This window comes from Prevotella mikamonis (assembly GCF_055381405.1).
Map to the genome: position 1 here is coordinate 195,255 of NZ_AP035785.1, position 22,434 is coordinate 217,688.

25 protein-coding genes are annotated in these 22,434 nt (G+C 42.7%); 10 read left to right on the top strand and 15 right to left on the bottom strand.

Features of this window, described 5'->3' with window-relative positions; genetic code table 11:
• Positions 1–74 precede the first annotated feature (74 nt).
• Complete coding sequence (locus ACZ42L_RS00780) at positions 75–1,529, top strand: sodium:solute symporter (protein WP_464716358.1); 1,455 nt, start codon at positions 75–77, stop codon at positions 1,527–1,529.
• A 36-nt stretch (positions 1,530–1,565) separates the two neighbouring features.
• On the opposite strand, the gene ACZ42L_RS00785 is transcribed toward ACZ42L_RS00780, so the two are convergent.
• Positions 1,566–2,114, bottom strand: a complete 549-nt coding sequence (locus ACZ42L_RS00785; protein WP_464716359.1) for a glutathione peroxidase — start codon at positions 2,112–2,114, stop codon at positions 1,566–1,568.
• 237 nt (positions 2,115–2,351) lie between these two features.
• Between ACZ42L_RS00785 and ACZ42L_RS00790 the strand changes: the two genes are divergently transcribed.
• Together ACZ42L_RS00790 and ACZ42L_RS00795 are read left to right on the top strand one after the other, a co-directional pair.
• Positions 2,352–2,906, top strand: a complete 555-nt coding sequence (locus ACZ42L_RS00790; RefSeq protein ID WP_464699850.1) for a hypothetical protein — start codon at positions 2,352–2,354, stop codon at positions 2,904–2,906.
• A 135-nt stretch (positions 2,907–3,041) separates the two neighbouring features.
• Positions 3,042–3,272 (top strand): hypothetical protein, encoded by a 231-nt coding sequence (locus tag ACZ42L_RS00795; protein WP_464716360.1) that lies wholly within the window; start codon positions 3,042–3,044, stop codon positions 3,270–3,272.
• Between the two features lie 194 nt (positions 3,273–3,466).
• Here ACZ42L_RS00795 and ACZ42L_RS00800 read toward each other — a convergent pair whose 3' ends face one another.
• Entirely contained in the window at positions 3,467–3,718 is a 252-nt protein-coding gene (locus ACZ42L_RS00800; protein ID WP_464699854.1) for a type B 50S ribosomal protein L31, read from the bottom strand.
• 171 nt (positions 3,719–3,889) lie between these two features.
• Between ACZ42L_RS00800 and ACZ42L_RS00805 the strand changes: the two genes are divergently transcribed.
• Entirely contained in the window at positions 3,890–4,465 is a 576-nt protein-coding gene (locus ACZ42L_RS00805; protein ID WP_464716361.1) for a uracil-DNA glycosylase family protein, read from the top strand.
• Positions 4,462–5,097 (top strand): uridine kinase, encoded by a 636-nt coding sequence (gene udk, locus ACZ42L_RS00810; RefSeq protein ID WP_464706371.1) that lies wholly within the window; start codon positions 4,462–4,464, stop codon positions 5,095–5,097. Before ACZ42L_RS00805 ends, udk begins: the two co-directional genes overlap by 4 nt.
• Before the next feature lie 373 nt (positions 5,098–5,470).
• On the opposite strand, the gene ACZ42L_RS00815 is transcribed toward udk, so the two are convergent.
• The 6 genes from ACZ42L_RS00815 to ACZ42L_RS00840 form a co-directional block, all read right to left on the bottom strand.
• Positions 5,471–6,502, bottom strand: coding sequence for a hypothetical protein (locus ACZ42L_RS00815; RefSeq protein ID WP_464706372.1), 1,032 nt, complete (start codon positions 6,500–6,502; stop codon positions 5,471–5,473).
• Positions 6,503–6,535: 33 nt separating this feature from the next.
• A complete protein-coding gene (locus tag ACZ42L_RS00820) occupies positions 6,536–8,599 on the bottom strand; it encodes a TonB-dependent receptor (protein WP_464716963.1) in 2,064 nt (687 codons plus the stop codon).
• Between the two features lie 194 nt (positions 8,600–8,793).
• The gene (locus ACZ42L_RS00825; protein ID WP_464699861.1) at positions 8,794–9,117 is read right to left on the bottom strand and encodes a hypothetical protein; all 324 of its coding nucleotides are present in this window, start codon (positions 9,115–9,117) and stop codon (positions 8,794–8,796) included.
• A 154-nt stretch (positions 9,118–9,271) separates the two neighbouring features.
• Entirely contained in the window at positions 9,272–9,919 is a 648-nt protein-coding gene (locus ACZ42L_RS00830) for an HdeD family acid-resistance protein (protein WP_464699863.1), read from the bottom strand.
• A 182-nt stretch (positions 9,920–10,101) separates the two neighbouring features.
• On the bottom strand, positions 10,102–10,380 hold the full coding sequence (locus tag ACZ42L_RS00835) for a type II toxin-antitoxin system YafQ family toxin (protein ID WP_464699865.1): 279 nt from the start codon (positions 10,378–10,380) through the stop codon (positions 10,102–10,104).
• Positions 10,367–10,627, bottom strand: coding sequence for a toxin-antitoxin system protein (locus tag ACZ42L_RS00840; protein ID WP_464716362.1), 261 nt, complete (start codon positions 10,625–10,627; stop codon positions 10,367–10,369). The genes ACZ42L_RS00835 and ACZ42L_RS00840 overlap by 14 nt, the downstream gene beginning before the upstream one ends.
• Before the next feature lie 185 nt (positions 10,628–10,812).
• Here ACZ42L_RS00840 and ACZ42L_RS00845 point away from each other — a divergent pair, with 185 nt between their 5' ends.
• Complete coding sequence (locus ACZ42L_RS00845) at positions 10,813–11,319, top strand: histidine phosphatase family protein (protein WP_464699869.1); 507 nt, start codon at positions 10,813–10,815, stop codon at positions 11,317–11,319.
• 177 nt (positions 11,320–11,496) lie between these two features.
• On the opposite strand, the gene ACZ42L_RS00850 is transcribed toward ACZ42L_RS00845, so the two are convergent.
• Complete coding sequence (locus tag ACZ42L_RS00850; protein ID WP_464699871.1) at positions 11,497–12,534, bottom strand: hypothetical protein; 1,038 nt, start codon at positions 12,532–12,534, stop codon at positions 11,497–11,499.
• Between the two features lie 183 nt (positions 12,535–12,717).
• Here ACZ42L_RS00850 and ACZ42L_RS00855 point away from each other — a divergent pair, with 183 nt between their 5' ends.
• Positions 12,718–14,307, top strand: a complete 1,590-nt coding sequence (locus ACZ42L_RS00855; protein ID WP_464716363.1) for a capsule assembly Wzi family protein — start codon at positions 12,718–12,720, stop codon at positions 14,305–14,307.
• Between the two features lies 1 nt (position 14,308).
• Entirely contained in the window at positions 14,309–14,752 is a 444-nt protein-coding gene (locus ACZ42L_RS00860; RefSeq protein ID WP_464699874.1) for a lipocalin-like domain-containing protein, read from the top strand.
• 4 nt (positions 14,753–14,756) lie between these two features.
• On the opposite strand, the gene ACZ42L_RS00865 is transcribed toward ACZ42L_RS00860, so the two are convergent.
• Positions 14,757–15,329 carry a sugar transferase gene (locus tag ACZ42L_RS00865; RefSeq protein WP_464699875.1) on the bottom strand — a complete coding sequence of 191 codons (573 nt, stop codon included), beginning with the start codon at positions 15,327–15,329 and terminating at the stop codon, positions 14,757–14,759.
• Between the two features lie 3 nt (positions 15,330–15,332).
• Positions 15,333–16,424 carry an MraY family glycosyltransferase gene (locus tag ACZ42L_RS00870; protein ID WP_464699877.1) on the bottom strand — a complete coding sequence of 364 codons (1,092 nt, stop codon included), beginning with the start codon at positions 16,422–16,424 and terminating at the stop codon, positions 15,333–15,335.
• A gap of 134 nt (positions 16,425–16,558) precedes the next feature.
• Here ACZ42L_RS00870 and ACZ42L_RS00875 point away from each other — a divergent pair, with 134 nt between their 5' ends.
• The gene (locus tag ACZ42L_RS00875; RefSeq protein ID WP_464699879.1) at positions 16,559–17,314 is read left to right on the top strand and encodes a glycosyltransferase family 2 protein; all 756 of its coding nucleotides are present in this window, start codon (positions 16,559–16,561) and stop codon (positions 17,312–17,314) included.
• Positions 17,315–17,389: 75 nt separating this feature from the next.
• Here the strand turns inward: ACZ42L_RS00875 and ACZ42L_RS00880 are convergent, their stop codons facing one another.
• Together ACZ42L_RS00880 and ACZ42L_RS00885 are read right to left on the bottom strand one after the other, a co-directional pair.
• Positions 17,390–18,136 (bottom strand): glycosyltransferase, encoded by a 747-nt coding sequence (locus tag ACZ42L_RS00880; RefSeq protein ID WP_464699881.1) that lies wholly within the window; start codon positions 18,134–18,136, stop codon positions 17,390–17,392.
• Positions 18,133–19,014 carry a glycosyltransferase family protein gene (locus ACZ42L_RS00885; protein WP_464699883.1) on the bottom strand — a complete coding sequence of 294 codons (882 nt, stop codon included), beginning with the start codon at positions 19,012–19,014 and terminating at the stop codon, positions 18,133–18,135. Before ACZ42L_RS00885 ends, ACZ42L_RS00880 begins: the two co-directional genes overlap by 4 nt.
• A gap of 95 nt (positions 19,015–19,109) precedes the next feature.
• Here ACZ42L_RS00885 and ACZ42L_RS00890 point away from each other — a divergent pair, with 95 nt between their 5' ends.
• Positions 19,110–20,171 (top strand): glycosyltransferase family 4 protein, encoded by a 1,062-nt coding sequence (locus ACZ42L_RS00890; protein WP_464699885.1) that lies wholly within the window; start codon positions 19,110–19,112, stop codon positions 20,169–20,171.
• 47 nt (positions 20,172–20,218) lie between these two features.
• On the opposite strand, the gene ACZ42L_RS00895 is transcribed toward ACZ42L_RS00890, so the two are convergent.
• Together ACZ42L_RS00895 and ACZ42L_RS00900 are read right to left on the bottom strand one after the other, a co-directional pair.
• The gene (locus ACZ42L_RS00895) at positions 20,219–21,364 is read right to left on the bottom strand and encodes an EpsG family protein (protein WP_464699887.1); all 1,146 of its coding nucleotides are present in this window, start codon (positions 21,362–21,364) and stop codon (positions 20,219–20,221) included.
• On the bottom strand, positions 21,364–22,434 hold the full coding sequence (locus tag ACZ42L_RS00900) for a chain-length determining protein (protein WP_464716364.1): 1,071 nt from the start codon (positions 22,432–22,434) through the stop codon (positions 21,364–21,366). The genes ACZ42L_RS00895 and ACZ42L_RS00900 overlap by 1 nt, the downstream gene beginning before the upstream one ends.

Sequence of the window (22,434 nt, forward strand, 5' to 3'; positions counted from 1 at the left end):
TTTGTCAGTAAAATACAATGCTTTTAAATGTGTATGGATTTGTCTGCTTGCCTAAAACCAGCTACCTTTGCACTATGTTGATACTTCTCACTGTTTTGATATATTTCTGTTGTCTGCTGATATTCAGCCGGCTGACAGCCCGCAAGTCTACTAATTCCATCTTTTTCAGTGCCGATCGACGGTCGCCCTGGTACATGGTGGCCTTTGGAATGGTCGGTGCTTCCATATCGGGAGTGACCTTTGTATCGGTTCCGGGCATGATGCTGAAGACCGACATGACCTATCTTCAGATGTGTATAGGCTTTATCTTCGGCTATCTGGCGGTGGCATTCCTGCTTCTACCGGTATATTATCAGTTGCGAAAGCCCACTATCTACTCGTATTTGCAAGAGCGGTTGGGCAAGCGTTCTTACCTGACGAGCGCCTTGTTCTTCCTCTTGTCGAAGATGACGGGGGCTGCCGTCCGCTTCTATGTCGTGTGTATCATCCTGCAACGCTTCGTCCTCGATGCCCTGGGCATTCCCTTTCCGCTGACGGTTGTCTGCATGGTGGGCCTGATATGGCTTTATACCCATCGGGGCGGTATCAAGACTTTGGTATGGACCGACACTTTCCAGACGACTTGTATGTTTACTGCTTTGCTCCTTATTATATATAATGTGATAGGCGAGCTGGACTTTGCGTTGCCCCAAGCCGTGCATGCCATCGTGGCGGATGCGCACAGCAGGGTATTTGTTTTCGACGATTGGGTGAGCCGACAGAACTTTTGGAAACAGTTTCTGAGCGGTATCTTTGTCGTGATAGTGATGACGGGACTCGACCAAGATATGATGCAGAAGAATCTCACTTGCAAGACTTTACGCGAGGCACAGAAAGACATGTGTACCTATGGACTGGCCTTCGTGCCGGCCAATCTGCTGTTCTTGTCGCTTGGAGTACTGCTTACCCAGTTGGCAACAAGGCAAGGCGTGGCCCTGCCTGCAATGGGAGACGAGCTGTTGCCCATGTTTGCTGCCACGGGACGGTTGGGCATGACGGTGACAATTCTGTTCACTATCGGTATCGTGGCGGCCAGTTTCTCCAGTGCCGACAGTGCCTTGACAGCTCTGACCACAAGTTTCTGTGTGGATATAAAGAACCGTCCGGACGACGAACTTCTGCGTCGTCGCACCCACAGACTGCTGGCTTTGGTGTTCGTCGTGTTTATCTTGATATTCCGGGCATTGAATTCTACCAGTGTGCTAGATGCCATTTATGTGCTTTGTTCCTATACTTATGGTCCGCTACTAGGCTTGTTTGCTTTCGGATTGCTCACTCGTAGGCAGACCAACGACCAGTTAGTGCCTTACATTGCAGTATTAGCTCCCTTGCTATGTTTCGCTGTTGACACCTTGTGTAGTCAACTTTTAGGCTATAAATTCGGCTATGAGCTGCTCATGCTCAACGGTTTTCTCACGTTTGCGGGATTGTGGATGGCAGGGAAGGGAAATAGATGGACTATCTATAAACAACAAAAGGGGACGGTGTAAGCACCGTCCCCTTTCTCTATATATTGGTCTGTATTCCTACAAGAGTTCTTCTATTTGCTGGGCAATATTTGAAATCGGCTCAGTAGGTTCGAATCGAGCGACCACTTGTCCTTTCTTGTTGACGAGGAACTTGGTAAAGTTCCACTTGATGTCAGCCTTCTCCTTGTAATCCGGGTCGGCCTCGCTAAGCATCTTGTCGAGGATGGGATAGAGTGGGTGAGATTCGTCCCAACCGGCAAATCCCTTTTGTTCTTTCAAGAATTTGAATAGTTCGTCGGCATCGTCGCCGTTCACCTTGATTTTCTTAAAACGTGGAAATTCCGTACCATAGGTGAGCTTACAGAAGCTGTGTATGCTCTCATCGGTACCCGGAGCCTGTTGTCCGAACTGATTGCAAGGAAAATCCAATATTTCAAAACCTTGTGAATGGAATTTCTCGTAAAGCTTTTCTAATTCTTCGTATTGGGGCGTAAAACCGCATTTTGTAGCTGTGTTGACAATCAGGAGCACCTCATTGGCATACTCTTTCAGTGATACAGCGCTGCCTTTTCTGTCTTTGACGGAGAATTCGTAAACCGTTTTCATCTTTTTCTTGTCTGTATTTTAAATAAATCTATTGTCTCAATACATGCAAAAATACGGAAAAATAGCGATAAGCAAGCATCCGGATATGCTAATTAAAGTTATTTCCTGCGGGGTTTGACTTTAAAGAGTAGGGAAATCCCTACTGCCTAATATGGAAATAGATGAGATGTGGCAGCAAACTATATCTATCTTTGCATCAGAGATAAAAACAAAGTAATAATACACAAAACGAATATAATGATGAAGAAGATTTCTACACTCATGACGATGATAGCGATAGCTGTCCTGTCATTCTCTTTTGTTTCTTGCGATGAAGATGCAGAGATTGGATATACCCTGGAAGGTACATGGAAGGGCAATATGTACGTATCGTCTAATTATTCAGGGCGCACCTATGATGCTACCTACTCTGAGATAGACTTTACGTCGGGCGTCTGGGTAGACTATTACAGCAATGCTCCTTATGATTATATTGCCAACCACATCACTTGGACGGTGAACAATGGTACGATTTACGTGCATTTTGTAGAAGAAGGCACTGATATAAGAATCTTCGACTATAGCCTGAGCGACTACTCTTTCAGCGGTTCTATCTATTCCGGAAACCAGACTGTAGACTTCCAGCTGGCACATACATCATCGCCTAACTGGAACCGTTACTATTATTACGGCTATGATGAGTGGTACGATACTTGGGATTCGGGCTATTATGCCAAGGGATACAATGATGCCATGAGCCGCTCGGTGAAGCGCGATGTAGAATTGCCCAAGCGTATATTCAGAACGAAATAAGATACGCAGAAGTGCCATCTGTAGCATAAATTGAGGAATATCAAACAACTTTATTGATAGCCCGAAGGGCTACCACCTGCATATCCGGAGACAATCGAGCGAAAGCGAGGTTGTCTCCGGATTGTTTTCGGTTCAATGAATCAGTCTGATAAGACTGCCCTGTGGTATGGAGTAGTATTTACTGGGGGAATCTTTCAGACTCGAAAGTCTGCTACAGAGTTTTCCGTAGGTTTCTACTATGTTCCAACCTACGGCCATGCAGAGGTTATCTTTCGGACAAGTGGTGCAGCATTATTATTGATGATAAATGGCAATGACGGGCATTGGCATTTTGACAACTTCCTGTTTCTCGTTGCCAATATTTAGAGTTCTCATCGGCAGCCCAATCCACTCTGTTTTCTGCAGGGCCTTGGCAGTGTTGCTGCAAGGCCTGTTCAGCAATGCTGCCAAGGCTTTGCAGTAAGCCAAAATAGGCTCTTTTAAAAAAGAAATGCGATAGAAAGCATATGCAACTACTTTCTACCGCATTTACATCGGAATATATACTCTGAAAAGATATATTACTTCTTCAGCTTACCGTAACGGTTCATGAAGCGGTCTACGCGACCAGCTGTGTCGACCAGCTTGCTCTTGCCCGTATAGAATGGATGCGAGGTGCTGGAGATTTCAATCTTTACCACTGGGTAAGTCTCACCTTCAAATTCTACTGTATCATTAGCCTTGCATGTAGATTTTGAAAGGAACATATCGCCGTTGGACATATCCTTGAATACGACGGGGCGATAGTTTTCTGGATGAATACCTTTTTTCATTTCGTTTTAATATTATTGTTTGATAATTAATCTTGCTATAATCAATTCGAAGTGCAAAATTACGAATTATTCCGCAGGCTGCCAAATAATTGTTTCATTATTTCTTTATGGTTCGTTTTTCGTAATGGTTAATTAACCTTTTCATGGAAAAAGCCGTATATTTGCACGATAATGCAAGAGATAGAAGTTCATCCTTTTGAACCGTGGCTGCCCACTGATGCACGTCTGCTGATGCTGGGTACGTTCCCACCTGCTCCCAAGCGGTGGTGCATGGAGTTTTATTATCCCAATTTCCAGAATGATATGTGGCGCATTTTCGGCCTCTGCTTCTATGGCGATAAGAATCATTTTGTGCGCCAGGAACAGAAGACGTTTGATGTGGAGGGTATCAAGCAGATGCTCTTGGAGCGCCGTGTGGCGCTATTCGATACCGCTTTGCGTATTCGCCGTACCAAGAATAATGCGTCGGATAAGGATTTGGAAATCGTAGAACGGGCCGACTTGGACGGAATGCTGAGCAGTTTGCCCGATTGTCAGGGTGTGCTGGCTGCCGGGCAGTTGGCTACAAGCGTGTTTACGAGCCACTATGGTATCACCGAGAAGCCTGCTATGGGGCATTATACCGAGTTCGAATTCGAAGGACGTGTGCTCCGTCTCTATCGCATGCCCAGCAGTTCGCGGGCCTATCCGCTGGCCGTGGAGAAGAAGGCTGCCTATTACCAAAAAATGTTTGATGACATACTATGAACAAGGAAACTGATAAAATAACCATTATCGGCATTGCCGGAGGTACGGGTAGCGGTAAATCTACCGTTGTACGCAAGATAGTTGAGGCCTTACCACCACACTATGTGGCCGTGGTTCCGCTCGATTCGTATTATAATGACACCACGGAGATGACCGAAGAAGAGCGCCATGCCATCAATTTCGACCATCCCGATGCGTTCGACTGGAAGTTGCTTGTGAAACAGATGAAGGATTTGAGCGAAGGAATAGCCGTGGAACAGCCCACTTACTCTTATCTGAAATGTAACCGTTTGCCCGAAACCATCCACGTAGAACCGCGTCCAGTGATAATCGTCGAGGGGATTATGACGCTGCTCAACAAAAAGTTGCGCGACATGATGGACCTGAAGATATTTGTGGATTGCGACTCCGATGAGCGGCTCATCCGTAACATCCAGCGCGATATCATTGAACGTGGACGGACGGTGCAGATGGTCGTAGACCGCTATCTGGAGGTACTCAAGCCTATGCACGAGCAGTTTATTGAACCTACGAAACGCTATGCCGATCTGATTATACCGCAAGGTGGAGATAACGTTACAGGTATCAGTATCGTCTGTAAATATATCGAAGGGCTAGTGCCAAAGGAATAAGCAGACTCTGAATTAATCAAAAGGATGGAGTGTCAAATATAAATGGTAGTTATTACCATCTATAATCAATCATGATGCTACGTCTCCTTGTCCGAAGGACAATCTTTTCATTGCCGTAGGTTGGAACGGAGTGGAAACCTACGGACAAGTCGGCAGAAGATAATTGAGTCAGAAAGACTCCCCTATATATAATCTGTGTATAAATAGTTTGGGGGCAGTCTTGCCAGACTGGAATTATAGATACAAACAATAACCGGAGACAATCTCGCTTTCGCTCGATTGTCCCCGGCTATGAATGGGTAGCCCTCCGGGCTGTCAATGAAGTCTTTTATCTCCCCTGTTTATTAGGGTAGAAGTACTGATTTTCTTGTTCTTACAGCCAGATACCACCATTGGAGTGTCCTTTGGTGAAAGTGTAGTAGTAATAGTCCTGCAATGCTTCGGCCCAACTTATTCCGTACGCCTTCATGATACGGTGTAAAGTATCGTTGCTGTCTTCGTCAAGGTCAGACTCTTTGAGCTTTGACAAATCGCTGTTATCTTCTATATCAACAAACATGTTGTCTCTGTCCATGTATACAACGAAGGGTACATCAATATTCACGTCCCATTCGCCACTCTGAATCAGCGAGCTGGACGGTTTGTTGAACGGACAGAACTGGTTGGTCTTAGGGTCGGTCTTGCCCTTGAAACCGTGGAAAAGACGAATCTTGAGGTCGAACTCCTTGTCATTTTTAAGGAATCTGATGACACCCTTGAAGCCTACAGGGTTCTGCTTACCGGTGATTTCTGCCGTTTTATCCTTCTTGGTTCCGTCCCACGGTGTTGTATCGGTATAGAGGTAATCAATGAGTTCTGACTTGTCGGCATTATCGGTTTCGGGCTTGCCATCTACGAAAGACTTCACGTTAACAGGCGTAAAGAAGTGCTGATGGATACGTGCTTGGTCCTCTGTCATGAATTCGTGGTTGATGATTTTGCCTGCTGTGTTGTAGTATTTGATGAAGAGCAAGTATACAGGAGCAGGTCGATAGTGCTGTTTCTCTTTAGGATCTTGATAGTAATCTCCGTTCTTCATGACGTAGAATTTCTTCTGACTTCCCTCAGCCAACTGCCATCCTTTGCCAGCAACATTCTGGTATGTGATGGTCTGAATCTTCTTCATGAACTTCGTCTTGTCTGATTCTGTGTTCTGATGAGGACCACCTACCTCTTGTATGTCGTTCCAGTCTACGTGCAAATGGCATTCTACAAGCTGTATTTCCATCTTTGCAGGGTCTTCGTGTAGTTTGTTCTTTCGTTCGTCTTGTGGCGTTTCAGGATCGTTACTACATGCAGTGAAAGCCATTGTGGCAGCTAATCCCATCAACAGGAATGCTGCTGTTTTTAAAAAGTTTCTTTTCATTGTTGTTTGGTTTATATAATTAATACTATGTTGTTAGAATATCCATGATAGTGTGCAACGAATATCCCGGCCCATATCGTGGGCGTAGTAGCGGGCACGGTTGGTATATTCCTTGTATTCTTTGTTAAAGATGTTGTCGGCAGAGATGAGCAGTTTGAGGCGCTGTTCGTTCTTCATCGCATAGTTGATGCCTATTTCCAAGCCGTAGAGGTTGTACGATGGGGGGGCGAAATTGATGAGGTCGGCCTCTGGATTGAAGTGTCTTTGTCGGGCTACAAAGCGATGGTTGACCTCTGTCCAGGCCGATATGCGGTCGTCCACATGCGGCATCCACTTCAAATGGTGGTCGAAACGAGTGGAAGGTATGTATGGCAGATAGTTGCCGGTGCTACGCTCGTTGGCCCAGATGAAAGAGGTCATGGCATGGTAGGTGACTGTGGGTAAGGGTTGGAAACGGAAGTCCAAATCTATTCCACGGAAGAAAGCCGCAGTCTGTCGATACTGGAATACGGGATAAGCACCTGATATGACGATGATATTCTGATGGGTCGGGGCATCGTAGATATAGTTGTCTACCCATTGCAGGTAACCGTCTATGCGTGCTTCCATCCAGTCGTTGTGGTATTGGACTGATGTCACCCATTTATAGCTTCGCTCGGAGTTCATCGTCGAATCGCCATGAACGAACATTCCTGAACCCAGTTCGTTGCCGTTGCTGTAAAGCTCGTAGACGTGGGGGGCACGCCAGGCCAGGCCCATATTAGATGTGACGGTCCAGTGATTATCTATGCGATAACGTCCTCCCAGGCTATAGGTGAAGTTGCCGAAGTTGCGTGTTCCGCCATAGAGCGTGCCGGTCCAGTCGTATCCGCTGGCCTTGGTTTTTTGGTAATCAAATCGTACGCCGGCTTCAGCGTCCCACTGCCGATGACTGTATTTTTGCACTGCATAGAGACCAAATGTTGTCTCAGTGTAATTCGGAATAATGGGAACAACGCCTGTTCCGGCCTGATTGGTATTCTTGATATAAGCCATCTGTGTACCGGCTTCACTTTTCCAGCTGCCATAACTCTTGTCCCAGCGCAGTTGGTTGAGCAGAGAGTGTAGATGCAGACTTACCGCTGGGATGTTCGAATGGTTCATTCGACGAATGCGATTCTCCGTTCGGTCATCGTCTTGATAGGCTGTTTGCCAGAAAAAGTTACCTATCTTCCCTGGCTGATAATATATCTTTCCGATGGCCGTCTGGTGGATAATTTCCTGCATGGGGTAGTCTATATGGCGCGAAAACGGATATACATCTACCGGTTGTCCAAGTTCAATGCGTTCTTTCAGCAGGTCGATACTACCCATCTGGGCACTCCGCATGACGCCCAGTTTCAGGTTGTATCGACTGTAGTAAGCCTCCGCGCGCAGCTTGCGACTCTGATATCCGATACCGGCAGAAAGGTCGAATTCGCGCGAACCGGTATTGTTGAGCAGATAATGGGCCGTTTTCTGGTCGCCACTGTTGGCATACGTACCTTGTACGCGCCATGCAAACGACGAGAAAGCACCTTCGGCTGTACCTACGGCAGAGTAGCGCTGGCCGTTGCTGCCATACATGGTAGCAATGCGTCCGTGTACGTTTTTCTCGCCATAAGGCAGTTTGCTCTGCTCCATGACAATGATGCCACCAAGTGCTTCAGAGCCGTATCTCACGGCTTCGGCACCCTTTACCACCTCTATCGTAGAACTGCTGTTCTTGTCGATTTCGGGTGCATGGTCAGCTCCCCACTGTTGTCCGGTCTGTCTGACGCCGTTGTTGACAATTAGGATGCGATTGCCATACATACCATTGATGACAGGTTTGGCCACCATCGTACCCGTATGGATGGAACTGACACCGCTCACTTGCTCCAGCATAGAGGCGAGCGACAGCCCCATTGACTGGTCTATGGCAGCTTTGGAAAGTTGGGTCGATACCGTATTTACACTCGTGAGTCGGCGTCGGCCGGTCACTACAACTTCGTGAATGTGCTGTTCTTGGCGTATGGATGACGTATCTGCACCATTTGGCAGTACCTTATCTGCCGTGGCCCATACCTCGTGTGGCATGGTTATGGCAACCATTACACCAAGAGCAGTCGCGTATGTGCGATACGCAAATGTTCTTCGTTTCATTTGAATATGTTATACAGAAAATGAATGCTGCACAGGTTTCCCTGCATAGAAAAACGCTTGGTGAGCATAGGATAGAACGCATCTTATCCCTATAGCGGGGGCATGCGTCACCCGAATCATGGCATATCTTATGCCATGAAAGGAGGAGAATGGCTGTTTATGGCATCAATATGGCGATAAACAGTTTGCTGTACGAAGTGGTAAGGAGTGACCACGATATAGCACAGAATGGGCTGATAAGTGGTCGGCTTGGCAACATCTGCCTTGTGAAGCACGAAGTCACAGATGTGGCAGACGGCGTTGAAAGCTGCCGTTCCTTGATCTTGATGAGTCTGAGTAAGCTCACTGTCAAGGCTGTCATGGACGTGAAAGTCCTTGATACCCAGTACGGCCATGAATGCTATGAGCAGCACCCAGGCGTAGACAGTGCGTATGTTTCTGCTTTTTCTCATTAATATTCTGCCAAATAAGAATTTGGAGAGAGTTAATAACTTATGCTACAAAATTATGCAAGAAATATGAATTGTGCAAATATTGCCTTCATATTTCTTGCATAATAGCTCGAATTTAGATATTATAAGGAGTTGTTATAATACGTTGATAGTTCTATTCTGTCACGTCTTGCGCCTTTTCTTCGGTTTCAGTAGCCGTGACGATGGGCTTCTGCGTAGCCTCTATGGTGGCCTTATATTTCCTTCGACACTGGTAAATCTTGATAGACTGGATGCACTCTGTCACTCCATAGAGAATCATACACCACCCGATGATGAACAGCGGTGTGGCTGCCGATTCCATAGGTTTTACCATCACAAAGATGGCTATGAGCAGGATGACAGACGGCAGAAGCCAATAGAAGAAACCGATACGGGCAATCTTCGTCACACCGGCCAGCACCACGTACTGACTGATAGCACCTAATACGAGGATGGCAGCAAGAATATACATCAGTCCGGTGACGAATGTGGTAGGCAGGAAAGCCAGGATGACACCTAGAATCAAGCTGCCCAAGCCTACCAGGGGAAAACTGGGGCGGAGTCCGGAAATCTGATTTCCGTCAGTATCGAAGGCCTCCACATCGCCCGTCTTGCGCTTGGAAGCGTAGTAGGCAGCCAGCGAAATGACGCCCGACAGGAAGAACAATACGCCGATAGCGATGGTAATCCATGTAACGGTCTGCTCGCGATACTGGATAATGAGCGCACCTACGATGATAGCACAGATGGCTCTGAAGAATGAACTTTGCAAAACTTTCATGCTACAAATATATAGAAAAAACGTAGATTATGCTCGATGTTTTTCTAAAAAAGTAGAGTTTTACCTAGTTTATGTCATCGAAAGATGAAAAACATTAATGTATAGTTTATGAAGTGGAACTAGGAAAGATGTTGTAGTAAAAACAAATATCCCACGTTCTTCTTCAAGAGCGTGGGACAAAATCAGTATTTTTTGAAAAGTTCGGAGTGGCTGCCAAGTCTTAATACTCGTATTGTTGACGAATCTTCATCTATCCATATGAGCAGAAAATCACTTTTAATATGACACTCCATACAGCCTTCGTATTCGCCATGTAGAAAATGAGGATGATAAGTTGCAGGAATGTTTTGGCCGAAAGCCAGTATTTGCAGGAGTTTGAATAATTCTTCCAGGTCGTGAGCCTTGTGTCGATAGCGTTTCAGGTCTTTCTTTGCCTTAGCGCTATACTCAATCTTCTTCATCGATTTCTGAAATAGATTTCACAAATGTGTCAAAACTCGAAATGTCAAGTGTGCCAGCAGCAGGCTTTCCTGACATGGCTTCTTCAATAGCAATCTTTGTCTCATCGTTAGGCTCAAAGTACATGGCATCGAACAGCACGTTTTCCACATAATTGTTCAGGCTACTGTTGGCAGCCTTGGCATGTCGCTTCAATGTCTCTAGTAGTTCGGCATTAAGTCTGAAATATGCCGACTTTCTTGCTGTCATCGTTTCCATATTTTTGTCCTTATCTTATAGTATAGGCATACAAATGTAATATAAATAAGCGAAAAGTCCAAGTGTTTTTCTGATTATTTCTTATGTCTATTTTATTGTCTCATTTCAGGATACTGGGATGAGTTGTTTGGTGTTTGTTCTATTAATGTGTACTTTTGCTGTAGAAAATCAGATGTATGACAAAATTGTATTTGGTACGTCACGGTGAGACCGTAGACAATGTTGCGCAGATTTTACAAGGACAAGAGCCGGGACAACTGAATGAGCGCGGCTTGGAACAAGCCAAAGATGTGCGCGACAGGATGGCCGGCGAGCAGATAGACATATTTGTTGCCAGCGACTTGAAGCGTGCGATGGACACCTGTCGCATCATAGCCGAACCGCATGGAAAGGGAGTAGAGACTACGGGTTTATTGCGCGAACGTGATTGGGGAAGTTTTACGGGCAAGTTTATCCCTACGCTGAAGGATGTGGAGTGGCCCGACGATATAGAGACTCTGGAACAGATGAAATCGCGCGCCCGGAACTTTATTACTTATTTGAAAGTTGCTTATCCCGGCAAAACAGTGTTGGCCGTGGGACACGGACTTATCAACAAGGCTATTCAGAGCGTATATTTCCATAAGCCTATGAACGAAATACAGAAGATGGGAAATGCCGAGATACGCGTTTTGATGTTGTAGGGAGTGGGCTTCTGTATGCCCCTGATACTGAGAGACGAACCTGTTAAAAACATGAAGGACTTCGTGCTGTACAGCACGAAGTCCTCTTTTTACTCTCTAATCTTTTAGTCCTGAATTCTTTTTTCTTAAAAAAGTTGCTCTATTGAGCATATAGTTATGTCTGAAATTGTTGGTCATTTATCTGTGTCCGAAATGTCCGCCACCACCGAAGTTGCCGGAAGAACGATTGGGAGCAGATTGTCCTGCTGAGCCGGAACGGGGACTAAACATGCGGCTGGGAGCGCTTGAGCTGCTATTGAAGTTGTTGCGCATGCTACCGAATCCACCTTGGTGCACGGTTGTACGAGTGCTGCTTTCAGGACGACTCATCTCGCTGCGTCCGCCAAATGAGCGGGTAGGAGGTTGTTGCATGCCGCCACGACTGCCGAATGAGCGCGGTGAGTTTGGCATCTGACCGTCGTTACGGTTTCCAAAAGAGCGTGTTGGCCTTTGCTGCATGTCGCTACGTCCACCGAATGAGCGATTTTCTCTCTGTTGCATGTCGCTGCGTTCTACATTCGTTCTGTTGAATACACCACGACTTCCGTTGTTCATTCGCTCGCGGTCCATATCCATTCTACGCTCGTTATAGTCGTAGCGGCGATTGCCAAAGTCTCGTCCTCCATAGCTACGATTGCCGAAGCTGCGACTGCGACCGAAGTCTCCACGGTTGAAACCGTCGCGCATTCCAAATCTTCTATTGTCCGGACCACCCCATACACGCTCTCTGTACCATGAACGACCGCCATTCATCCGCCAGCTATGTCCGCCACGATAGACGGTGTAGAAGTGTGGACGGCCGAAGTAGAAGTAGTCGCGCCGTGGGTAGCGGGCGTATATGCCGAAGTGCCAGTATCCTCCATCCCAATAGAGTGGGCGATAGAAATAGTTGGCTGCACAGTATGCTTGATATTGCCAGTCGAGCAGAATATAGCTTAGGTCCATATTGCGTTGAGTCCAATATGTTCCGTACAAGCTGCTATGGTCAGTCACTCCCAGCAGGTAGTCGAGATTTATTTCATAGGCAGCCTCATACTGCTCGTCGGTCAGATTAAGCTCATAAGCCATCTTGTCTGTCAAGAAGAGAGCCTGTTCGCGAGCTTGCTGATAGCTCATTGCGTTGGCAGAAACTGCTGTTGTCAGCAGAACTACAAGGGCTAATATCAACTTTTTCATAATCTTATATTTTAATTTGTTCTATTCGTTTATTTATCTGATGCAAAGAAACGAAGAATATATGAGGTTGAAAAAGGTTTTTCCCTATGCAGTGGGGGATTTTCCCTAAAGGTGAATATCGTATTTATATGTCTCTTTGCTTCTGATATAATAAATAAGGTGTAAAGTCGTTATACGCTTAGTATGAAACACATGAAGACAAAACGATATGCTTGTCTGGTATTGACAGCATTGTTTGCCTTGCCGGCATCAGCCGGAGAGTGGGACGATGGAGTAGGTGTATTAAAGCCGTTTGAACAATTAGGCTATCAAGTAGAAATGCAAACTTCGTTTTCAAAAGGTCGGACGCCGTTGTGGCTGAATGCCAACAAGTATGGGCTTTCGTCGCTTGACAGGGAGAATGGCTATTTGCGAATGGGGGTGATGAGACCGTTGAGGGCTGATTCCGTACGTCGATGGGGATTGGGGTATGGTCTTGATGTGGCCGTACCTTGGCGTTATACCAGTCATTTGGTGGTGCAGCAGGCTTTTGCCGAGGTGAGATGGCTGCATGGATTGTTGACAGTCGGTAGTAAGCAGGAACCGATGCAGCTGCGTAATAATGCCTTGAGCAGTGGTTCGCAGACATTGGGTATCAATGCCAGACCGGTGCCTCAGGTACGCTTATCGTTGCCGGAATATTGGATATTACCCTTAACTGATGGTTGGTTGCGTATCAAAGGACATGTTGCCTATGGGCGAATGACTGATGACGGGTGGCAGCATGACTTCACTAAAAAACGTTCGCGCTATGCCGACGATGTGTTGTATCATAGCAAAGCCGGCTATCTGATGATAGGAAATCCCGACCGATTTATGCCTTTGTCATTGGAGCTGGGATTAGAAATGGCTGCAACCTTTGGTGGAACATCTCACATCATGCAAGATGACGGAACGCTGGCGACAGTGAAAAGCAGCAGCAGACCGAAGTCTTTTTGGAAGGCTTTCATTCCTGGTGGGGCAGAGACGATAGAGCAAGGTACTGTGTATCAGAATGCCGAAGGAAACCAGTTGGGTTCTTGGATGGCAAGACTGAACTATGATGCTACTGATTGGCGATTTTCTATATATGCCGATAAGTATTTCGAAGACCACTCGTCAATGTTTCAGCTAGATTATGACGGCTATGGTACTGGTGAGGATTGGAATGTAAGGCGACAACGTCGTTATCTCCTCTATGATTTTCAGGACGTGATGTTAGGTGCTGAATTGCAGTTGAAACGTGGTTGGTGGCTGCATACTATCGTGCTGGAATATCTGAATACACGCTATCAAAGTGGGCCTGTCTATCATGATCACACCCAGTCTATCAGCGACCATATTGGGGGAATAGACAATTATTACAACCACCATGTGTACACAGGATGGCAGCATTGGGGGCAGGTAATAGGTAATCCGTTGTATCTTTCACCTATATATAGTGCGGATGGAAAAATAGAAGTGAAAGATAATCGTTTCAGAGCTTTACACTTAGGTCTCTCCGGTTCGCCCACCGATAATCTTGATTATCGCATTCTGGGAACGTATCAGGCATGTTTGGGTACGTATGCCCATCCCTATACGGTGCGTCGAAGCAATGTGAGCATGTTGGCCGAAGTGTCAGCTAGATTGCGTAAGGGCTGGTTGGTTCGGGGCAGCTATGGCATGGATATAGGTTCTGTCCGAGGTCATAACTACGGTTTACAATTAACTGTGATAAAAAGAGGATTGTTTAATTTGGGAGGAGGAAGATAAAATGAAGAAGTGTTTTTCAAGATATATGCTTGTCACTTTGATGGCAAGCCTGTTTGTTTCCTGTGAGGTTGAAACTTCGGACAATGGGGATTTGGATGGCTTTTGGCATCTGGAGCAAATGGAAACGTTGTCTACCGGCAGTGTGGTCGACCTGTCCGATGAATTGATATTCTGGTCGTTCCAGCATCGTCTGATGGCTGTGGTTGACCGCAGTGGTAGAAATCCGGAGATAGTGTTGCGTTTCCAGCATGAGCAAAAGCAGCTCATGGTATCAGAACCATACATCTCTGACCGGGAAAAAGGAGATATAAAGGTGACAGAAATAAACCAACTCGCTCCTTACGGTATCATGGCATTGACTGATACCTTTACTGTAGAGAAACTCAAAGGCAGTACGTTTGTACTGAAAAACAAGAAGCTGAGGCTGACACTGAAAAGATTTTAGAAGGCTAGAATATCTTACCAATAGCGATATTCAGGAATGTTTTTGCTAAAATCTTGATGTCGAACCACCACGAGCGATGCTCCAGATAGTAAAGGTCGAGCTCCAGACGGTTGAGCATCTTTTCCATAGTGTCGGTATAGCCATTGTAGAGTGTGGCATAAGACGTTACCCCCGGTCTAATCTGATAAAGGAGAGGGTAGCGCGGGTCGTGCTTCATAATCTGGTCAATATAAAACTTGCGTTCGGGGCGAGGGCCGACAAATGACATGTCACCAATAAAGACATTCCAAAGCTGTGGTAGTTCGTCGAGATGATGGTTGCGTAGGAATTTGCCAGTTTTGGTAGTACGTATATCTTCTTCTGCGTTGGAAAGTTCTGGTCCGTTAGATTCAGTATTGGTTTTCATACTACGGAATTTATATATATAGAAAGGCTTACCGTGTAGTCCGATACGTTCTTGCTTAAAAAAGATAGGAAGTCGGTCTTCGCGGTAAATGGCTATGGCGCAAAGTGCTATAAGAGGTGTAAATAAGAAGAGGCATAAGGTGGCGAGCAGAAAATCTATGACTCTTTTCATAATTTATCTGGTATGGTGGTGTATACGGTAATAGTTGAGTGTGCAGTGGAATAGTGTATATATGGCAATGTCAATTAAAACAATGCCAGTAAAGCCTATTATCGAAAAGAGAATATTATTGATAAGTATATAGAATATAGCCAATGTTAAAATCACAATAAGTGAGCGATGTTGAGAGAGACCTAGTTGCATGAGTTTATGATGAATATGATTCTTGTCAGCATCAAAGATTGGCGCCTGAAGGTGTATTCGTAACAAAATGACTCGTGCAGTATCAAAGACAGGTACGATAAGCAGAGTATAGACAGTAGGCATACGAGTTGCATCGAATAGTCCTATAGTAGGATTATACATCGAATATTTTACAAAAGCGAATCCAAGTATGAACCCAAGAGTAAGGCTTCCTGAATCTCCCATAAATATTTTTTTGCTGTCGACCTTTCCGAATATGTTGAAATAGCTGAATGCCAGTAGTACCCCCATAAGGGCACCTATAAGAATGCCGTAAACGATAAGGCCTTCTCTGAGAAAGTAATAAAGAAAGCCGTTTAATGCAATGAAGGAGAGTCCAGCTGAAAGACCATCAATCCCATCAATCAAGTTTATAGAATTGTCTATGAATACTATTACGAATATAGTGAGAGGAACTCCAAACCAAAATGGTATGTCATAAATGCCAAATAGGCCGTAGAGATTGTTAATGTAGAGTCCCGATAGAGGAAGAATAGTTGCAGCTATTATCTGTGTGGTGAATTTTATTTTAGCCCCGACTCCAATGAGGTCGTCAATAATTCCAGTTGCATAAATAATGAGTAGGCTAAATATAAAAGAAAGCGACCAAATATTGATTGGTACGCGTGTTGTCTTATATTGATAGCTTAAAAAAAACAAGGCAAATAGGGTTGCAATAAGCATGGAAGGTAGAAATGAGATTCCTCCTAATCTTGGTACGGCTACTTTATGGACTTTACGGGAATTTGGTATATCGTATATTTTCTCTTGTTTGCAATAATTTAGAATGATGGGAATAAAAAGGAAACCGCATAGGGAACTTACTAAAAAAGCGGTGAGAGTTAATATTAGATAGTTGTCCATATATCCGAATATAGTTTAAATGATATGGTTGTAAAACTCCATTAAGTGCATAATATTGTATAGAAGAAGCGGAAAAGTAGACTTTCTCATGCAATAAATAAAGAAAGATATAGTTTTCAGATAAAACAGTATATATGAAAGTTTCGATAATTACTGCTACTTTTAATAGTAAATTGACTTTGCCTGATACAATTGAATCTGTATTCAAGCAAACATATTCTGATATAGAATATTTGATAATAGATGGCGAATCAAGTGATGGTACTGTTGATGTTATTAAGCATTACGAAGATATCTTTCAGGGGAAACTACGTTGGATTTCAGAAAAAGATAATGGAATTTATGACGCTATGAATAAAGGAATTAAAATGTCTACAGGCGACATTGTGGGGATTTTAAATTCTGATGATTATTTTACGTCGGATACTGTAGTAGAAAGTTTTGTGAAAGAGTTTAGTGATAAAACAATTGATGCTGTATACGGAGATATACACTTTATTCGTAATGGAATACCTGACAAAATTATAAGATATTATTCTTCTGCAATGTTTCAGCCTTTTTTGCTACGTTTTGGTTTCATGCCTGCCCATCCCTCATTTTATGTTCGGAGGGAAGTATACCATAGAGTGGGATTATATAAAACCGATTATAAGATAGGAGCCGACTTTGAGATGATGGTCAGGATATTCAAGAAGTTTAATACCAATGCACGTTATATAGCTATGGATTTTGTCACAATGAGAATAGGAGGTGCAAGTACTAAGAATATGGGAAGTCGCTATACGCTACTTATTGAAGATGCAAGAGCTTGTCGAGAAAATGGAATATATACTAATCCCTTTTTTATAGGATTGAAGTATATATTCAAATTGTTTGAATTGAGATTTTGAGAAATGTGGTGTAATCTATTCATATACTCAGCAATTCTATCTTATGAAGTGATTTTTTGCTTCTAATTGTAATTCCTATGTATTTCTATTCTGGAATTGGTTAAGTTGTTTGTTACGTCTCCATGTTCGACATATTAAGTTCCATATCAGATACAAGCGATAGCGTAGCATGAAGCCGATGGAGTTGTGTCCGGGATTATGACCTGTTGAAGTTGTATTCTTATGTCTACGATAATAAATGAGGGGTTTGTCAAGGATACATGAATGATAGAAGGTCTTACCTATTAGAAATAACCAGTTGTCGTGAGTACAAAGTCTGTGATTGGATGGGAAAGGCAATGCCATATGTAATATGGAACTCCTGAATGCAAGGCAACATCCCAGATAACCAAATTTCAGAAGATTTCCAATCAAGCTTCTATAATTTCCACGTTGTTCATAAAACGAAGAAAATATAATATTCATGTTAGAGTCTGTTATCTTTGCATCAGAAACTACCAAATCATATTTTTTCAAAGTTTCCATACACACTTTTACTTTAGTGGGCATCCAGACATCGTCTTGATCTGCCAGAAATATGTACTCACCCTTTGCTGCTCTTATGGCGTTCTCAAAGTTGGAGGTATACCCGTGTGTTTGATAATTATAGATAATCTTGATCTTACTAACATTGAGTTCTTGGATTTTCTCTATTGTATTATCAGTTGAACCATCGTCCGAGATAATGATTTCATCTTCTGGTGAAAGCTGTGTAATGATAGACCTGATTTGGTCTTGGATATATTTTCCACCATTATAGGTAGCTATACATACTGATATCATGATTTTTTAGAATTGTTAAAATATGCAATACCTGTTTTGCCCATAATCCCATGCCATATTCCGCGGTACATAAACTTCCAACATTGCCATCCCTTGTTTACAAAGAGTGGAAAATAAAGGAATCGTAAAATGAATTTTATAGTCCAGTTGATCTTGAATCGGATGGGGACATATTTTCTACGCCAGAGCAGTAAGAGATTTCTATATTGATAGTAATATCTGAAAGGTGCAGATAAAGAAATGATATGGCTACCAATATGCAATTCTCCTCTTCCTACCATGTGTTTGAGCTGTAAGCAAGGTGTGATACCGCATTTCCATCCCTTATTCCATGCTCTGAAACACCATTCGCTATCAACAAAGTCAATGAATAGCCTTTCATCTTCTAGTCCTACATTTCGAAAAGCCTCAATGCTGATACAAGCACCCGATGCAATGATTTCATTACGCTTGATAAACTGGGGGGTTAAGTATTGATCTCGAAAAATGGCCGATTGGTATACTTCTTGTGTATACTTCTGTATAATTGTTGGTCCTAGTGCGGCAAGGTGTCCAACCTCATGATTGATAGATTGAAAATAAGATATAATTTGGGGTATATACTGTGTTGGAACGCGCGAATCTTGGTCTAGGATGACTACATGGGTAATAGTTGGATCTTGCATGATAATTCTTAGCCCATAATTATGTGCAAAAGCAATTCCCCGATTCTGACCAAAACAGTGATATTTGAACCTTCCAAAGGAATATTGCGGGAGTGGTTGTGATGAGTTATCTACTACCACCCCATCATATAGAGAGGCTAGTTTTTGCAGATGAGCAAAATCAGATTCTTTTGGATTATAGAGTATAATGAGAAGTGCAGCTTTTGTGTCCACTCGAATATTTTTAGCTAGATTATGCCAACAAAGATACAAAAAAACAGTATGATGTCGAAATATAAATCTTGTAATCTCGTTATATTGAAAAAAATATGAAAGTTTTATTCGACCATCAGATTTTTAATTATGTTTTTGGTGGAGCATCCAAATATTTCTCGATGTTACTAGCCAATATGTCTCCTGACTTATGGGAGACCACTTCTCTCTTTTCTAGTAATGAATATGTTAAATCTTTAGGTTTATTCAAAACATACCCATATCGTTTTCGAGGACAGGCTATATTGGCGGATTACCTTAATAGGCCATATACCAATATGGTAATGAGACGACAGAATTTTGATGTATACCATCAGACCAATTTTGGAACCTTCTGTTTTGCTGCATTAGGTAATAAACCTATGGTTACAACGTATCATGACTCCAATCTTTCTACCATAGACCCTCATCCTGAAATTGTGGAGAGGCAAAGAAAGTCCTTAGATAGGGCACAGGCTATTATAGCTGTCAGTGCGAATACACAAAAAGACTTACTTGAATTGTTTCCTGGACATGAGAAGAAAGTGCGTGTCATTTATCATGGAATAGAAATGCCTGATATGAGTTTATTACCCCACCAACGCCTTGTGGAGCGTCCTTATATCTTGTATGTGGGGCGGCGTACAGAATATAAAAATTTCAAACTTTTTATTCAGGCCTTTAGCTTGTTGTCTCAGAAAGAGGATGTATGCTTGGTATGTACATCAGAAAGATTTACAGCAGAGGAAATGGAAATGTTCGCAAAATTAGGAATTTCTGATAAAGTGATACATATTAAGGCAAACGAGGTAATGATGAAACAACTTTATCGTGATGCAATTACGTTTGTATTTCCAAGCTTATATGAAGGGTTTGGCATGCCTATTTTAGAAGCATGGAGTTGCCATTGTCCGGTTATTTTGTCTGATTGTAGCTGTTTCCCTGAAATTGCGGGGAATGCTGCGCTATATTTTAATGCAAAAAGTATTGAAGAATGTTGCAACTGCATGATGCATCTCATTTCTGATAATCAACAGCGAGATGAGCTAATTCGCTTAGGAGACCAGCGGGTAGTGCAGTTTTCATGGGAAAGGTGTACACAGGCACACCTCGAAATATACAAGGAATTGATGGATTGATAAGTTTTCCTACGTTATATTAATGGGCTTTGGTGATTGCTTTGTTATTATATTGGTTCCTCGAAAGTCTTGTCATGGATTCTTAAACGTTCTTGGTATGATGTTGCTCCAAAGAGTATATTGTCATAAGCAAAGTCTGGCAAATAAGTAGAACCTGCCATTCTCATGACACAGTATATAAATATAAAGGCCTTAAATAGTCTTCTATTGTTGGCTATAGCAAAACATTTGATTAAATCTATCCATATAATCCAATAACCATAAGCAAACAGATTTGCAAATCGCTTGCTCAAAACCTGAAATTCACTGAAAAAGAAAAACATCACAAAGTATGCAATCAGTCCATTAATAAATACGGCATTATTTTTACGTACCTCGTTGAGTTTGTTATAATATAAGAAAACAAGCATGCTGGTTAGGAGACGTTCTAAGTATCCAATAGAAAGTCCTGTGCTAGTATTAAAGACCTCTGTATACGCTTTTATTCTCATAGCAAAGTAATCGTCTATTCCTAATAATGAGGCAATAGGTAGAAAAACTGATATATGACCTAAATAGATCACGTTGCAACATATTATAATGCTCAGGTATATCCATTTGTTGAATCTAATGTGGAAGAAGATATATAGTGGGAGGTAGATTATAGCTGAGAAATGGAATGTCATAGCCAGTAAAATCAGGCTTAGGTATGGTAGAAATTTTCTTTGTTCTATATAGGGGATTGCGTTAAGAAAAATGACGATAGCAATTGAATTTCTCATCAGATTAGTGCTGATGACCAAACCTTCAAAGACAATGTATATCATCAGTGCTAACGCAATATTATCTACTCTCAATCTGAAAAATCTGAGTAGCAATCCAGTTACGATGATACTGCATACAATCTGTAAGAAAAAGTATTCTCGTAAAATGCTTTTACAGATAAGGCATAGAAGAGTAAAGCCTGGTTCCCAATGATCTTCTGAGCCAGGATACCATTCTAAGATGTCATTTAGATCGCAATCATAAAAGTAAGGATAATATGTTGTCCAATCACTCAGAATGAATCCACGAAAACCGAAGAACACAAAGAAAATAATGATTGCAGCCCACATAAACTGGCTTTTGAGCTTGATGTCCTCTGTATCATCATAGAGCAGAGCCATTAAGCTCAAAAAACATATTAGCAGGATATATGGAATAGTATATATCATTATGCCTGATTCTTTTTTCTTTTATTCTTCCACCAGTCTGAGAAACCTAAAACCCATATTGCATCAAATCCTATTCCTATAATTATGAAAATTAAAACAATCAGGAAACGGGGAGTGCTAGAAGCTTTATAGGGCATGACAGGCTTCTGAATCATTGTAAAGGCGGGAGTGCGTTCTTGAATCTTTGCCAGTGCCTGATGCATTTGGGCGGCAGCTTGTGTGTATATATTATATTTCAACTGCATTTCATTTTCTTTTTCGTCTATTTTTGAACGAAAAGATTGCAGCTGTACATCTGTATTCGTATCAGCGTAAGAGGCATAAAGTCGTTGTGCTTTTTGATACTCAGTTTTGGCCTGATAAGTTAGTCTTTTGTAATATTGATAATCTGTCCTAGCTTTCTTTGTACGATAATTAGTGATATAATCTTGAAGTCGGCTTTGTAATGTATCAGCAACAATAGCAGCTACGAGTGGATCTTGGTCGGTAACAGAAATGGTAATTACACTTGTTTTTTTATCTATTGAGCACAACGTAGAATTTCGGATATTGTCACATAGGGCATAATCAGCTTTTGATAAAACAAATGGGTCATTCTTTCCTTGGCCAGAAGCTACAGTTTTCTTAGTCAGAAGTCTTGATAACCATATTTTAGGATAATTCCAAAATGGAATCTTCTGCTCTGTCATAAGGTGGGTTCTATATGTTCTTACCTGTTCATTATCTTTTGATCTTATGGGAATATCAAAAAGGCGCAAGACGAAATCAGTGGATGCGAAAACGTCTGGATATAGCTCCGGATAGATTGCGTCCATTGCCGCTTTATTTCCAAGTTCAATACCGAAGTTTGAAGCCATATCTGCAATATTCCCACTAAGTCCTAAACCTCCAGATGCAAGCTCTGGAGCCAACATCGCATTAGCCTGATAACTTTTAGGAGTATTCAGAGCAACTATAATTCCTATAATAGCACTTGCTACCACAGAAATTTTTAAACTTGTCTTATTGCCCAGTACTTTTAATATAAGAGCTATGACATCTATTTCTTTTGTACTTTGCTTTATTTCCAT